This window comes from Paraburkholderia sp. RAU2J, from assembly GCF_003634845.1.
Taxonomy (GTDB): Bacteria; Pseudomonadota; Gammaproteobacteria; order Burkholderiales; family Burkholderiaceae; genus Paraburkholderia; species Paraburkholderia fynbosensis.
The window spans coordinates 292,959-305,765 of the sequence record NZ_RBXG01000004.1 but is presented as its reverse complement, the minus strand read 5'-3'; the positions used below and the strand labels follow the sequence as shown (position 1 = coordinate 305,765).

The 12,807-nt window shown below is 61.2% G+C and carries 15 protein-coding genes; 9 read left to right on the top strand and 6 right to left on the bottom strand.

The window, feature by feature from the left end:
- The first annotated feature begins 64 nt into the window (after positions 1 to 64).
- The 8 genes from B0G69_RS39190 to B0G69_RS39155 all read left to right on the top strand — a co-directional run bounded on the left by B0G69_RS39190 (position 65) and on the right by B0G69_RS39155 (position 6,681).
- Positions 65 to 1,207 carry a metallophosphatase family protein gene (locus tag B0G69_RS39190; protein WP_347232547.1) on the top strand — a complete coding sequence of 381 codons (1,143 nt, stop codon included), beginning with the start codon at positions 65 to 67 and terminating at the stop codon, positions 1,205 to 1,207.
- A 214-nt stretch (positions 1,208 to 1,421) separates the two neighbouring features.
- Positions 1,422 to 2,033 (top strand): hypothetical protein, encoded by a 612-nt coding sequence (locus tag B0G69_RS39185; RefSeq protein WP_121325379.1) that lies wholly within the window; start codon positions 1,422 to 1,424, stop codon positions 2,031 to 2,033.
- Positions 2,021 to 4,342 carry an SMC family ATPase gene (locus B0G69_RS39180; RefSeq protein ID WP_121325378.1) on the top strand — a complete coding sequence of 774 codons (2,322 nt, stop codon included), beginning with the start codon at positions 2,021 to 2,023 and terminating at the stop codon, positions 4,340 to 4,342. The genes B0G69_RS39185 and B0G69_RS39180 overlap by 13 nt, the downstream gene beginning before the upstream one ends.
- An 80-nt stretch (positions 4,343 to 4,422) precedes the next feature.
- On the top strand, positions 4,423 to 4,608 hold the full coding sequence (locus B0G69_RS39175; RefSeq protein ID WP_121325377.1) for a hypothetical protein: 186 nt from the start codon (positions 4,423 to 4,425) through the stop codon (positions 4,606 to 4,608).
- A 31-nt stretch (positions 4,609 to 4,639) separates the two neighbouring features.
- Complete coding sequence (locus tag B0G69_RS39170; protein WP_121325376.1) at positions 4,640 to 4,846, top strand: hypothetical protein; 207 nt, start codon at positions 4,640 to 4,642, stop codon at positions 4,844 to 4,846.
- Between the two features lie 55 nt (positions 4,847 to 4,901).
- Positions 4,902 to 5,120, top strand: a complete 219-nt coding sequence (locus tag B0G69_RS39165) for a hypothetical protein (protein WP_121325375.1) — start codon at positions 4,902 to 4,904, stop codon at positions 5,118 to 5,120.
- 84 nt (positions 5,121 to 5,204) lie between these two features.
- The gene (locus tag B0G69_RS39160; RefSeq protein ID WP_121325374.1) at positions 5,205 to 5,585 is read left to right on the top strand and encodes a hypothetical protein; all 381 of its coding nucleotides are present in this window, start codon (positions 5,205 to 5,207) and stop codon (positions 5,583 to 5,585) included.
- Between the two features lie 118 nt (positions 5,586 to 5,703).
- Positions 5,704 to 6,681, top strand: coding sequence for a hypothetical protein (locus B0G69_RS39155; protein WP_241991745.1), 978 nt, complete (start codon positions 5,704 to 5,706; stop codon positions 6,679 to 6,681).
- 78 nt (positions 6,682 to 6,759) lie between these two features.
- On the opposite strand, the gene B0G69_RS39150 is transcribed toward B0G69_RS39155, so the two are convergent.
- From B0G69_RS39150 to B0G69_RS39125, 6 genes are all read right to left on the bottom strand, one after another.
- Positions 6,760 to 7,710 (bottom strand): hypothetical protein, encoded by a 951-nt coding sequence (locus B0G69_RS39150; RefSeq protein ID WP_121325372.1) that lies wholly within the window; start codon positions 7,708 to 7,710, stop codon positions 6,760 to 6,762.
- A gap of 260 nt (positions 7,711 to 7,970) precedes the next feature.
- Positions 7,971 to 9,443 carry a 3'-5' exonuclease gene (locus tag B0G69_RS39145; protein ID WP_121325371.1) on the bottom strand — a complete coding sequence of 491 codons (1,473 nt, stop codon included), beginning with the start codon at positions 9,441 to 9,443 and terminating at the stop codon, positions 7,971 to 7,973.
- Between the two features lie 167 nt (positions 9,444 to 9,610).
- Entirely contained in the window at positions 9,611 to 10,057 is a 447-nt protein-coding gene (locus B0G69_RS39140) for a hypothetical protein (RefSeq protein ID WP_241991744.1), read from the bottom strand.
- A 93-nt stretch (positions 10,058 to 10,150) separates the two neighbouring features.
- On the bottom strand, positions 10,151 to 11,068 hold the full coding sequence (locus tag B0G69_RS39135) for a site-specific integrase (RefSeq protein WP_121325369.1): 918 nt from the start codon (positions 11,066 to 11,068) through the stop codon (positions 10,151 to 10,153).
- Positions 11,068 to 11,688 (bottom strand): nucleoside 2-deoxyribosyltransferase, encoded by a 621-nt coding sequence (locus tag B0G69_RS39130; protein ID WP_121325368.1) that lies wholly within the window; start codon positions 11,686 to 11,688, stop codon positions 11,068 to 11,070. Before B0G69_RS39130 ends, B0G69_RS39135 begins: the two co-directional genes overlap by 1 nt.
- Positions 11,685 to 11,969, bottom strand: a complete 285-nt coding sequence (locus B0G69_RS39125) for an H-NS histone family protein (protein ID WP_121325367.1) — start codon at positions 11,967 to 11,969, stop codon at positions 11,685 to 11,687. Before B0G69_RS39125 ends, B0G69_RS39130 begins: the two co-directional genes overlap by 4 nt.
- A gap of 152 nt (positions 11,970 to 12,121) precedes the next feature.
- Here B0G69_RS39125 and B0G69_RS39120 point away from each other — a divergent pair, with 152 nt between their 5' ends.
- On the top strand, positions 12,122 to 12,601 hold the full coding sequence (locus tag B0G69_RS39120) for an SET domain-containing protein-lysine N-methyltransferase (RefSeq protein ID WP_121325366.1): 480 nt from the start codon (positions 12,122 to 12,124) through the stop codon (positions 12,599 to 12,601).
- Positions 12,602 to 12,807 lie beyond the last annotated feature (206 nt).

The window sequence follows — 12,807 nt, the reverse complement described above, 5'->3', positions numbered from 1 at the left end:
GCCAGTGCTGATGCTGCAAGGCACGTTCTCTCACGAACCTCCGGGCACGCTCGACAACTTTGCATTGATGGGCGGCGCGCATCAGGTGCACATTGCCGATCGCGTTTCGCAGGTCGCGCTCATCGACGGTCGTTTCTGGGCCTCGGCGGGCCCGGTATTCTCGGACGACGAGCTGGGCCAGTTCATCGGTGTGAAGCCTGAAGTCGTGTTCACGTGCCTTCCGACGGTCAACAAGGGCCAACTGGCCGCGAGCGTTGGCGCGCTTGCAGCCGGTACGGAACTGGGCGATGTGCTTGCCGCATATCTGGCGGCGGCAGGCCGGGTGAACACGCAGCTTCGGGCAGCGGGTATCGCGACGGTCGGTGTCTCGCACGGCACCGTCAATGGCTGCACGACGGAGCACGGCGTGGTGATGGCGGGCTTTGATCATGAATTCTCGCTCACGGCGCTCTTCGAGGCCGAATGCGACGGGTTCATGCTCGGCCATATCCACAAGGCGCAGCAGTGGGCGCGTGAGGGAAGACTGGTCGCGTATCCCGGCTCGATCGGCCGGTTTCATTACGGCGAAGAGGGCGACAAGGGTTATCTCTCGTGGAATGTGCAACCTGGTGTAGCGACTGCAACGCTCATTGCGACGCCGTCGCGTCAGATGGTCTGTGTGGATTTCGATGGGCCGCCCGACATGGCGCGTCTCGCCGAAATCGCTGCCGACGCGACGGACAAGTTCGTGCGTGTGCGATGGCAGGTTGATGAGGAGCATCGGCAGGGCGTGGATCGTGAAGCGATCAAGGCGCTGTTTTCCGGCGCTGCGGGCCTGAAGGTCGAATCGCGGGTGCTGCCTGTCGTGCGCAGCCGTGCACAGGGCATCAGTCTGGAGACGACGGTCGAAGGAAAGCTCGCCCGTTGGGCTGAACTGGCAGCCGTCGATGCCGATCCTCTGCAGGAGCGTTTGCAGTTGCTCGTCTCGGGTGAGGTGGAGGCGATTGCAGCCGGCGTTCTGGCGCGCATCGACTCACAGCCGGATGAGCGGTCTAATTCGCAGACGCGGGCGACGGTGCTGCCGCACCCGGCCGCTGCGGTCACTCCGGTCTCTCCGGTCTCGACCATCGCTGCAGATGCGCCGGCAGCTTCGGCGACACCATTGACGCCTGCTGGCACTCAGACTTCAACGCTGGACTGGCTCAATGATGATCTCTTCGCGGCATAGCCGCCATGTAGCGGGAGCGGCCTGCAAGGCGCTCCCGCGCGGAATACGAGTCGTGTTCCGGTAACACGTTGCTCGCGTGCTACCGGAACAGGATTTACCCGCGTCGCTGACGCATCGATCGCAGTTCGCTGCATCCATTTTTTTTCTTTCAACCCTGGCGGGGAATCATCCCCCCAGGGGATGCACTCCGCCGATTTTTCTTCGGAGTGTCCTCATGTTTGGTCTTTATCCCGCCGGCGCCAGATGGGTCCGGCACTTTTCGGCAGCACGTGCGCCTCGCGACATCCAGAAGGTCCTCACGGTCCACGCCGGATTCAGCGCAGGCATTTTCCATCAGCCCTTCGGTGAGAGCCGCGGCGCGGTAATTGCGCAGAAGGGTCGTTTGCTGATACTCGCGGAACGCGTTGATTCGGTCAGTGCCGATTTGGCGCTGGTGCCGGACGTGCAGATGCAGAACCTGCTGTGGTCGTTCAACAGCGGTTATGCAAATCAGTGGGGCTCCCGCGAGCTCCGCGTGCTGACCGGTTGTGAGAATTGGGATGCATTGCTGCGGCAGGCGAGCGCCGATTACGCACACGCCTGCAACCTCGTTGAGGAATCTGTCTCAGGCACTCTTGAGGCGAAGGCGGCCGAGAAGGTGGCCGCTGAAAAGCTCGCCGCTGAAAAGGCCGCTGAGAAGGCAGCTGCGGTAGAAGTGGCGGACGCACGTCGCGTGGCAGATCCCGTTGTCGGCACGATGTACGCCAACGACGATGATGTGCCGTGGCTGCCGTCGGACTACCTCTTCGATGCACCGCATCCGGAGGTAGCCTCATGCGCCCACTGAAGCTCACCCTGACGGGTTTCATTGGCGTGCGCGACGGCATGAAGCGCGAGAGCGTCTCACTTGATCTCGCGTCGCTGCCGGCGGGCCTCATCGCGTTGACGGGTCCGAACGGTGCGGGGAAATCCACGATTATGGATAACCTGCATCCTTACCGGATCATGCCTTCGCGGGCGACAAAGCTTTCTGTCGACGGATTCTCTTACTGGGACCACCTGTATGGATCGCAAGCGCTCAAGGAGTTCGAATGGGAGCACGGCGGTGTCCACTACCGCTCGTCGTTTGCATTCCGCAAACCGGGAAAAACCGGCAAGGCTGAGTATTTCCTTGCATGGTGCGACCCGAGCGGCACCTGGCAACCGATGCAGACCGGAGACGGCACTGTGTCAGACGGGAAAGCTGAAACCTACGATGCGTGCGTCGAGTCGGTGTGCGGCTCGCTGGAGTCTTTTTTCACCAGCGTATTTTCCGCACAGAACCGCCGACCACTCGCGTCCTATGGCGCAAGTGAAATCAAAGGGCTGCTCGCGGAGCTTCTGCATATCGACCATTTGCGCGCGCTGTCGGCGAAAGCCGGCGACGTCGTGAAGGTTCTCGGCCGCGCGCTAGATGCTACGCACCAGCAGCTTGTTGCACTCGGGGCGAAGCGCGACCGTGTTGTGCAGATTGATCAGGCCATCGCTTCGGATGTCCAGTCAGTCGCTGCGGCTCGGGAGAGCCGGGAGGCACTCAATGCCCGGTCGGTCACGCTGAGCGATCAGCGCGCAGTTCTGGTTGCAAAACAGACTGCGAACGTGGATGCGCAAGCCCGGTTGAGGGAACTGGCCGGACGACGCAGTCAGATCGCGTCGTCACTGCAGGCGCTGGTGGACGACGGTGCGGGTGACGATCGCCGCTTTACGCAGCGACTGTCGGCCTTACGCGAGTCGATTACCGGTCACAACGCGGTGATTGCGCAGCGTGACGCCATCCTGGGTGCTGCCGCTGCGCGCGATGGTGCCCAGGCACGTCTGGCGAGCCTCGAAGCGCGTGTCGAGCCAATGCAACAGGTCATCGCCGCACTGGAAGCCAAGCAGCTGGAACTGACCGCGGCCACTTCACGCATCAACGGCCTCACGTCCGAAGGTGAGTCGAAGGCGTCGTTGCTCAAGTCTCTGGAGCAGCAGGCTAGCGTGATCGCTGCCGTTCCCTGTGCGGGTCACGCGATGCACAACACGTGCCCTCTGCTTGCCCAGGCGCGTGAGGCCGATGCGAAGGTTCCCGAGCAGCGCATTTCGCTCAACAACCTACGTGTGGCGTTTCGCACTAGCCGCGATGCGGTGGACCGTCTGACGCCCGAAGTGCAGCAGCTTGCAACGCGACGCGCCGAACTGAAGACGCTGTCCGACGAGATCGCAGCCACCCGGCGTGATCTGCAAACGGCGGTTGATCTTGCGGCGCGCAAGCCATTGCTTGATGCAGCAACCGAAGGCGTTCGCAAGGCCAGTGAAGAACTGGACACTGTGGAAGCCGAGGCGAAGTCTGTTCGCGAGCGACGACAGGTGCAGCAGGAAAGCCTGTCGGTGCAGGCGCGCGAGCTCGACGCAGAAGTTGCGCGGCTCGGTGTCGAAGACGTGACGGCCGTCATTGCAGATCTGGACCGGCAACTGACGCAGTGTCGCGACGACATCACCGCAGCCGATGCACGGATCGAATCGCTGATCCGTTCACAGGCAACGCGTGAAGTCGAGCGGCAGGCAATCGCAAGCGAGCTGGCGGGATTCGACGCGACGCAATCGCGTGCGAACCGCATCTCGGATGAGATCGCCAGCTGGAAGCTGCTTGCGAAAGGTCTGGGCAATGAAGGTGTGATTGCCCTGACGATCGACGATGCAGGCCCGGCGCTGACGAAGATGGTGAACGACCTGTTGCTTGCCTGTTATGGCATGCGCTTTACGGTCGAGATCCAGACTCAACGCGCACTGGCAAGCGGCGAACTGCGCGAGGGATTTGAAATCCTCGTGCACGACGCGGATATCGACAGCACCAAGGCAGTGACGGTGATGTCGGGCGGCCAGAAGGTCTGGATCAACGAGTGTCTGACGCGCGGCATTGCGCTGTATCTGGCCAGTAATGCAGGCCAGCCGTATCAGACGCTGTTCAGCGATGAGTCCGATGGTCCGCTGGATCCGCAGCGCAAGCTGCAGTTCATGCGGATGAAGCGGGAAGTATTGCGGCAGGGCGGCTATGAGCGGGAGTTTTTCATCTCGCAAACGCCGGACCTGGTTGCCGAAGCTGACGCCGTTATCGACGTAGAGGCGCTTGCCGTCTGAGCGTCAATTTATCTTTCAACCCTCTGGGGATCGCTCCCCACAGGGGCGTTCCCTCGCCATTTTTTTCAACGAGGAACGCCATGAAACAGAAGTACGACATGTATGCACGAACCGGAGCGGTCACCATCTCCGTTCGGCCTGCGATGCCGCGCACGGGCACTGTCCACACCTACGTCCTGAACGGCACGCTTTTGCGTGACGTCCTCGTCGACGGCAAGTGGGTAACGCACCACGCCAGCATCCCTCTCGAATCGCGGGCCGCGTAAGCGGCTTTCCTTTTCATACCAAGTTCAATCCATGCAAAACCTGATGATGCTGCTTCTGGCAGCAGGCAGTTCATCGCTGTGCGCCTGCACGGTTCAACCGCAGGCCCAGCCTCAGCCGTCGAGGCACATATCGACGATTGTCATCCAGCCGCCGCGAGGTGAGCCGGGCGACTTCATTCTCTGCAAGGATGGTCGCGTGCTGGTTTTTCCGGTCGCGCATCCGAAAACCTGTTCCTGATCCGCAAGGCCTCGACCTCGAAAGAGTGTCGGGGCCTTTCGCATGGAGAGCCTTCATGAAAAAGCAGATCACTACCGCGGCTGCAATTGGCGCGTTGCTTGCCGTTGCATGCCTGTTCTGGGAGCAGCAGTCGGCGGCCGCTTTGTCCGCCACGGCAGGCAAAGCGACACGCGCATCTGGCGCGCGCCCGTCGCCGTTCGATCGGCGACTGAAAGTAGCGGTGTCCACGGGCACGCGACGCGATTCGCGTCACGGCGACTGCGTGCCGACCTAACCTCTGACGCATCTTTTACTCACCCGCCGGGGCAGGCCCCCGGACGGGGACAGCCTGCCGGCAATCCTCTTGTGGAGCAGGCCAATGACTTACTCTTGCACTGATTTTTTCGACGACGTGATGCGGTGTCTCGCCGATTCTGGCGCAATCGCAACCGATGACATTCCGGATAACAACCTGGGCGCCGCCGCCGATCTGGCGATGGCGGCAATCGTTACTATGCATCGCGCGTCTCTGTCTTCGGATTTCGTCCGTGAGCTTCTGGATGAAGTGGAGACCCTTGGCAGCGTAGCCGACCAACATGGCACCGGAGCGCTCGCGTTTCTGTTCTATCTCCAGGCCGCGATTCTTAACGGCACATTTGTCGAGGCGCGGAGCGACGACGCAGGTCTGCTGGCGCTCATCAGGCGTCTTCCGTCGGGCGTCATCTGGATAAATCAAATCCAGGTCGCGGAGTTTTCCTAGCCCGGACGATTGCCCTAGGGGCTCACTCCCGCAGGGGCGTGAGCCCCTCTCTCTTTTCACTATCCCTTGCGGGGCTCGCCCGCGAGGAGCTGCTCCGCATTTTTTATTGGAGCGGCAAATGAGTATGGGATCACGTGTGCCCGGCATGCCGGTGCTGCAGAAAAACGCTAATGTAGATGACGGGCTGATCGTTCGAGTGGGCATCCCGCATAGTGGCGGTCGGCTCGCGTTTCACGCCTTCAAAGAAGGGTATCCGGCGATGGTGTCGGCGTCCGCCTTCTGGAACCGGAAGACCGGCCGCTTTCGTATCCCGCGAGCGACCGATCTTACAGAGATTGACTTCGCCCTGGATAGCGCGGGGTTCTCAGCGATGAAGCTTTTCCAGGCAAAGGGTGGCCAAAACGGGATTGCAGGCGTCTATCCCTGGACCATGGAGCAGTACGTCGAACTGGCGTCTTTCTCCGGGGCATCCTGGGTCGCACAGCCGGATATGTGCTGTGAACCGGAGCTTGCCGCAGATCAGGATGCGATCGACTATCGGGTGAATGCAACGGCGACGTTGCTGGAGTCCATGTTACGGGTGGTTTATGCGTGGCAGGACGAGCTTGCGGCAACCTGCAGTGCAGAGGCCGTTCAGAACACTGTCCGGATTCCGGTGCCCGTTGCGCAGGGCTGGGCAGTTGACGATTACCGACGAAGCATCGACCTGCTGCTGCAGGTGTGGGAGCGGTGGATGCCATGGGTTGCAGCGCCGGTTCTGATCGGCCTCGGTTCGGTCTGCCGACGGCACCTGACGGATCCCCGGCATGGGCTGTTCGCCATCCTGGAAGGGCTGGAAGCGCACCTGCCGACCGGATCCAAACTCCACTTGTTTGGCATAAAAGGGCAGGCCCTCGAGCGCGTCAAGATGTACGACTGGGTCGCGAGCGTCGACTCCATGGCGCCGGACTTTGCTGCGCGGGTCAAGGCGCGGCAGGCAGGGACGTCAAACACCATTGCTCACCGTGCGGCCGAGATGGATCGTTGGATGAGAAGTGCGTCGCGGCGGGCCGCGCCTGCGGTCGGTGATCAGTTCCGTCTCAGCTTTAACAGGTGAGCGGCGATAGTGCCTTTGATCAGCCCGTGGTTCCTCTGGAACCCGGGTTTTTTTGCGTATGACCGAAGCTGGCCCGCGTTAGCAACGCTCGGGGCCATCGAACTCAATATTGCCATTCCACTGCACTTCACCACAGTAGGATCGCCACTTAAGAGTTGCCAAGCCTGGTCTTAACTTGTTACCGTCTCCACTCTGTAGCGCAACCATAGCATGCCCCTCGGCTGTTATCTCGGGTGCGCCCACATGCCAATATCGCCACCCGTCCAACTCGAACTCTATTATTTGGTCTTCGAAATCGAAGGTAATCTCGACAAACTTTGCGCCTCTGTCCCCAAATTCGGACAGTCCGTTAGAAGGCTCAAATACGTACTGGGTTCCGCCCGAGTGCCGTATCCTAAAAATAATCTTGGACCTACCGGCGCCAGATTTCGTTAAATCCCCGGGCCTTGTTCTAGGTGCTCGCCGACTCTCTCTACCAGATTCTGTGATTCCGAACAGATTTTCGACTAAATGTATTTCAGGCCCGGATACAAGATTTAAGGATTCAAAAATCGGCATCTCATGATCTTGAATCATGTGATCCCGATGGAAATGCTGATACCACGTATCTAAATACCGTGTAATTGTCTGCGTTGTGACGTCGGCATACAAACTGATGGACTTGTACTCACATTTCACTCCCTCCCCAAACTCGTGCCGCCCGGCCTGCACGCGAGCCTTGAAATCAGCGCCCGACTCATCGCGGCATCGACACAAAGTCATTTCCTCTTGAACAATAGTTTGCTCCGCAGGGTGTCCCATTGCCTCCATCTGGGCGGCAATTCGGGCGTCCACTTTGTGTACTCGTTCCGAGTACAAGCGCGCACCGATTACGACCTCAACATGTTCGAATGAGCGGACCACAGAATCCTGCTCCGGGCGTAGTAGCTCAACTCTAGCAATCATATCCGCGACGATCAAATCATCGACTGTCAGGGGCGTATGAATGTAATCTTCCGGGTCGTCCTCATCGTGTGCATCGCAAGTCATGTGGTTCCTCCATAAGGCGAAAATTATGCTCCCACTTACGAATCATTGTCGATGGCGCGTACATGAGTTGACGGCAAAAACGACAATAGACAGTATTATCGTGGTGGTTTTGCTTCACGCCAAAACCGCCCGTTAACCCCAGTGGGGCGGGTGGCCGGTGAGGCGAGGTGACCGGTCACTCGATCTCCACGGTCGAACCACGCCTTCGGGATCGTCTGCGGCCAGCCCGTGCCAGTGGTTGCGACGCTTACTGCGCCGGTTCAAACTGTTGCGGCGGCGTGAAAGACCTTGAGCAGGTCGGTGCGCAGTTCAGACACATCCATTTCATGCCGAGCTCGCGTGAGGCCGACGTACAGCAAGCGCTTTTCTTCATCGGTCATCGTGGTGCGTCCGTCATCTTCTGTCTTGAACCGAAATTCGCCGCACACCTTCACCCGGTCCCATTCAAGACCTTTCGCCCGGTGAATTGTTGAAACCACATAGTCTGCCTCTGCTTCCGGCGAGGCGCGAGACAGGAGGTTGCGCAGATACGCAGTGCCTTCACGATCGATAAGCTGAACGACCGGCAGGAGATCGCGGCCTGCGTGGGTCGCCGCGTATTGCTGGACGTCGCGCCATGCCTCAAACAGCGCGAGCGACGCCGGGCTGAAGGTGCGTTGGCCCCGCATCAAGCGGTCTGCGCCGTCGGCGAAAGCGAGGATCTCCTCAATGTTGGCCCGCACGGCGACTTTGTGTCCGCTCTGCAGGCCGTTTGCCAGAGTCTCGATGACGGTCACGTTCTTGCGGCAGAGGATCGCGTCGAAGCTCCGTGTTGGGTCATGCTCCTCGAAGAAGATCGATGAGACGTTGGCCTGGCCGCGAAGCGGTACGGGCTCCCCCAGGAGGTTCAGAATGCGTGAGGCAAGCGCGGCAAAGTGCGGTCCGAAGCGGAACGACTCGGTGAGCGCGCACTCCCGTGCCTTGATGTATTCCATCGCGTTGACCGCGCCGCGCCACTCGTAGATCTGCTGATAGGGGTCGCCCACATAGATGACCTGTGCGTGCTCCTGGCGACGCAGGACCGACAGCATCAGACCGTCGCTGTCCTGCGCCTCATCGAACAGGATGAAATCCGCGCCGATCTGCGGCCGCGACCGCTCCCATGTCTTCAGATACGTGTCCGGCGTGATGGCAGTCTTTCCCTGCGGGTCGATGCTCTCGTTCCAGTGGCGCACCACGAAGGGCAACAGCATCGCGCGCAACTCGTCGGCCGACTGCTCCGTGATCATTTCGTCGACTGGAATGTGCCACGCCTCGGGCTCGTCCTGAGCGGACCGGCAAAACCGCGCAGCGCCGTCGGCAACGAGCCGACCAACCTGGAAGGCGGATAGCTCGACATTCTTGCCGATAATCGTCGGAACGCGGATGGGCCCGAGCCCGTACCGGGCGGCAAGGAGGTGAGGCGGCTCCTTGGGAAGATTCAGCCGCGCGGTCAGTGCCTTGTCGCTGGCCCGGAAGGCGACCGAATGGACTGTCTGGCACATGACGTTGCGCGGAAACTTCCGCTTTGCTTCGGCCGCAATGTCCTTGTTGAAAGCGAGGTACTGGCCACGCTTCGTGCTGAACCGTTCCGCAATCATCCCGAGCGTCGAGGTCTTGCCGGCGCCGGCGTACGCTTTCACTTTTACCGTCGCGCCGGAGGCGACCGTCTCGAGTGTGTCGAGCTGCTCGTTCGTCGGCTTGATTATTTTCATGCGCTCTCGAGTGGTGGTGGGCAACGAAGGGCTGTGATGTGCGTTGCAGGTCATCGGATACAGAAACTCTCAAACATTCTGGCAGGTCGCCGCGTGCACGCGCTGGCGAAAGACGGCGTAACTGCACCGCCTTTCGAGCTTGCGCGCCGGGCTACCTCGTCACACGCCTAGCACAGCGCGTTAGCAATGTCGCGCGGGACGGCAACGGGCTCGGCGTGGCTGGTCTGTACGCGGGTGCGCCCGGCGACAACCGACTCGGACCGGATCGCGACACGTTCCCGGAACAGGCCGCGGCCAGTGGTGACATGTGTCGCCTCGTAGGGATTGCCGCGCTTGATGTAGTCCCCCACGTCGAAATCGATTGGAAATAGCGACCACTCACCGCCGCTCTCGACGACGAGCCGGATGGCGTTCAGCGGCACGCCGCGCAGGTGAATGTCAAGAATGCGATTAAGGATCTGGTCACGGACGATGGACGACTCCATCGGACCTTGGTAATCGGCCCTCGTCTCAAGCAGATGGACGACGGCCAGACGTTCCGTTGCTGCGGTAAACGCGATGCGGAACTGAAGCGCGCATGGCCGGCCCGTTTCATCGGGATAGGCCATGTCCATGGAAGATGTTCTGTATGGCATGTAGCACTCCGAACAAAGGTTTTGCCGGAACGGATGAACCGGTAAAACCAGCCTACGGAGTGGGGCGCGAAGTCAAGTCGTCGGCGCGGTGATGGTGGCGCGAAGTCGCGTGACGGTGCGCTGACTGGCGAGACCGAGTAACGCGCTCGTCTGCTCGTTGGTCTTGCCCCACAGCAGTTGCCGACGCGCGAAGGTATTGCGCAACACACGCGGGCTCATGTCCGGCGCGGCGAACCCGATTGCGTCCAGCGCTTCCCGCACGATCGCACCGAGCAGGACATCGTTGATGGGCTTGTCGTCGGTCCGCGGCGCCGAAAACAGGAGCGCCGCCTCTGACGCACGATGCGCCTGCTGCCACGCGCCTAACGGTGGCGTTGAGAACGGGGGCAGGGCGACTGTACGTTCGAGGCGTGCGCCCCGTTTGGGAACCCGTACCTGCGGTCGTATGCCGGCGATAACGATATCGCGGCAGCGCGCGCCGCGAAGTTCGGCCGCAGTGAGTCCTGCGCCGAGCAGCAGCGCGACCACCGCCCGGTTGCGGCACAGGCGAGCATCGTCGCCGGCGTCGGGCTGGGCGTAGGCCTGCAGCGCAGCGTCGGCGGCCGGATCAAGAAAGAGTGGCTCTGGCTCATCCTCTGGCCAAGCGGCCGAGAGCGCGAAGGGTGCCGCCGGATTGCTCTCCCGCAGGCCGACGTCGACAAGATGACGACACAGCCGGTCGATCAGCTTGACGTAACGCAGGCGCGTGGTCGTACCCGGCGCACAGCGGTTTTCGACGTCGCCAAAGAATGACTCGAGGTGCTCGGGCCCGAACGTCGCGAGTGCCACGCCGCAGGTGACCAGATGGCGCAGGAACCGGTCGAACATCGCCTTATGCTGCACGATCGAGCGTTGGGAGAAGCGGCGGCGATCTGCACCGGCCGCTTCCGTTGTCTGCCATTGCAGGTAGGCGGTGTGCGGCTCGGCTGTCCAAAGATGCGACTCGTTCATCACGTGCGGTACCTTATATACTGGATTGGCGTCACCCCGACGCCTTGCGAATCTGCGATTCGCCAACCCCGTCTATAGGGAGAGGGGGCCATCCCCTTGCTCTGTGCGTCGGCGATCGCGTGCAGGCAGGCGAGAGGGCCGCCCTCGACGATCTGCGCCGCGCACGCGAGCATCAGGTTGACGGGAAGCCCGAAGTCCTCGACCAGATAGCCGCGCTCGCAAACTTTGCCGAGCGCTGTCGCGATGCACGGCACGCGCTCACGCAGTGCGCTCAGATCGTCGCGATAAGCCCATATTGGCTTTCCCAGCGCGGCGGCAAACCCGATCTCGAACGCGGTGCCACTATCCGGCTCGCCAACGCCGCGAAAGTCACCCACATTGGCCATGACGATATCGGCGCGGCGAATCGCGGCCACGTTGGCGCGATAGATCCACGTGGCCTTGTCGTGAGGCGACAGGTTCGCCGGCGCGACCGCGTCGAGCAGGTAAAGCCCCGCAAATCCCAGACTGGCGCAAAGTCGCTGCAGGGAGCGACCGTATTCCAGCGCGTCGGCGCGAAACACGTCGAAACCCGCGAGATAAATCCGCGCCTTCCCGGCGCCATCATCTGGCACAGTCATCCAGTGATGCGAAAGCGTTCAACATCCTGATCCTTGAGCCATCGCGGCGCGCGCCCGCGCCCGCTCCACGTTTCACCAGTCTCGGGGTTGCGGAACTTCGCGGCCACCGCGCGCCCCGCGTCCTTGCGCCGCTTGCCAAACACCTGTTCAGGCGTGAAGCCGAACTCCGCGACAGTCTCACGGACTTTTTCGAGCGCGGAAGCCACCTCCTGCTGCCGCGCCTCCGCGATCAGCCTTTCAAGCTGCTCTTTTTCCGCAAGCAGTTCTTTATATCGTGCCATCGTCTTGAATTCTCGTTGTGGATGATGGACGATTCTACCAGGCGCGAATCGCTGTCAAGTGCCCGTCCCTGACTTGCAGGCGGAGATGTGATGTTCGTTCCGGTCCTCGCCAGCGGTAGCTCAACTTCCCGCATTCGCAATACCGACTATCGATGAAAAGAATCTCTGTCCGCCGCTCGAGCGTTCACGGTCGCGGCGTCTTTGTGCTGCAGCCGCTGTGCGCCGGCGAACTCATCCTCGAGTATACCGGCACGGTGATGAGCTGGAAGCGCGCGATAAGTCGCCATCGCCGGTTCGGGGAGGAGGGCCATACTTTCCTCCGTGGACTTACCGACGGAAGGGTGATTGACGGTTCGCTCGGCGGCAACAGCGCGCGTTGGCTCAACCATGCCTGCGTCGCCAACTGCGAGGCCATCGAGGAGGATGGAAGGGTCTACATTCAGGCGGTATCGGATGTCCAGCCAGGCGAGGAGCTGTTCATCGCATACGGTCTTATGACAGAGGGCCGCGCCTCGGCAGCGGTGCGCGCGCAGTATGCGTGCCACTGCGGTCACCGGCGATGTCGCGGCACGATGCTCGCCGGTAGTTCACTGCGCTTTTCCGGTTCATTCAAGGTTGAGCAGGCCTTTTAACGTGAGAGCAAAGTCCTTCCGGTTCGGTTTGATGCGTTCGCCGTTGGACTGGACTCGGCCACGAAGCGTCATTCACCCGCTGCGTCGCCCGGACGTTCAGACGTCGGCCCCGCCCAGTAAACGGCCGTTCGATTGGCGAAGACGGATGTTGCTTCATCGGCCTCTTCCGACGTTCGACCGTTGAACTTGCTACCCCGGCTAACCGC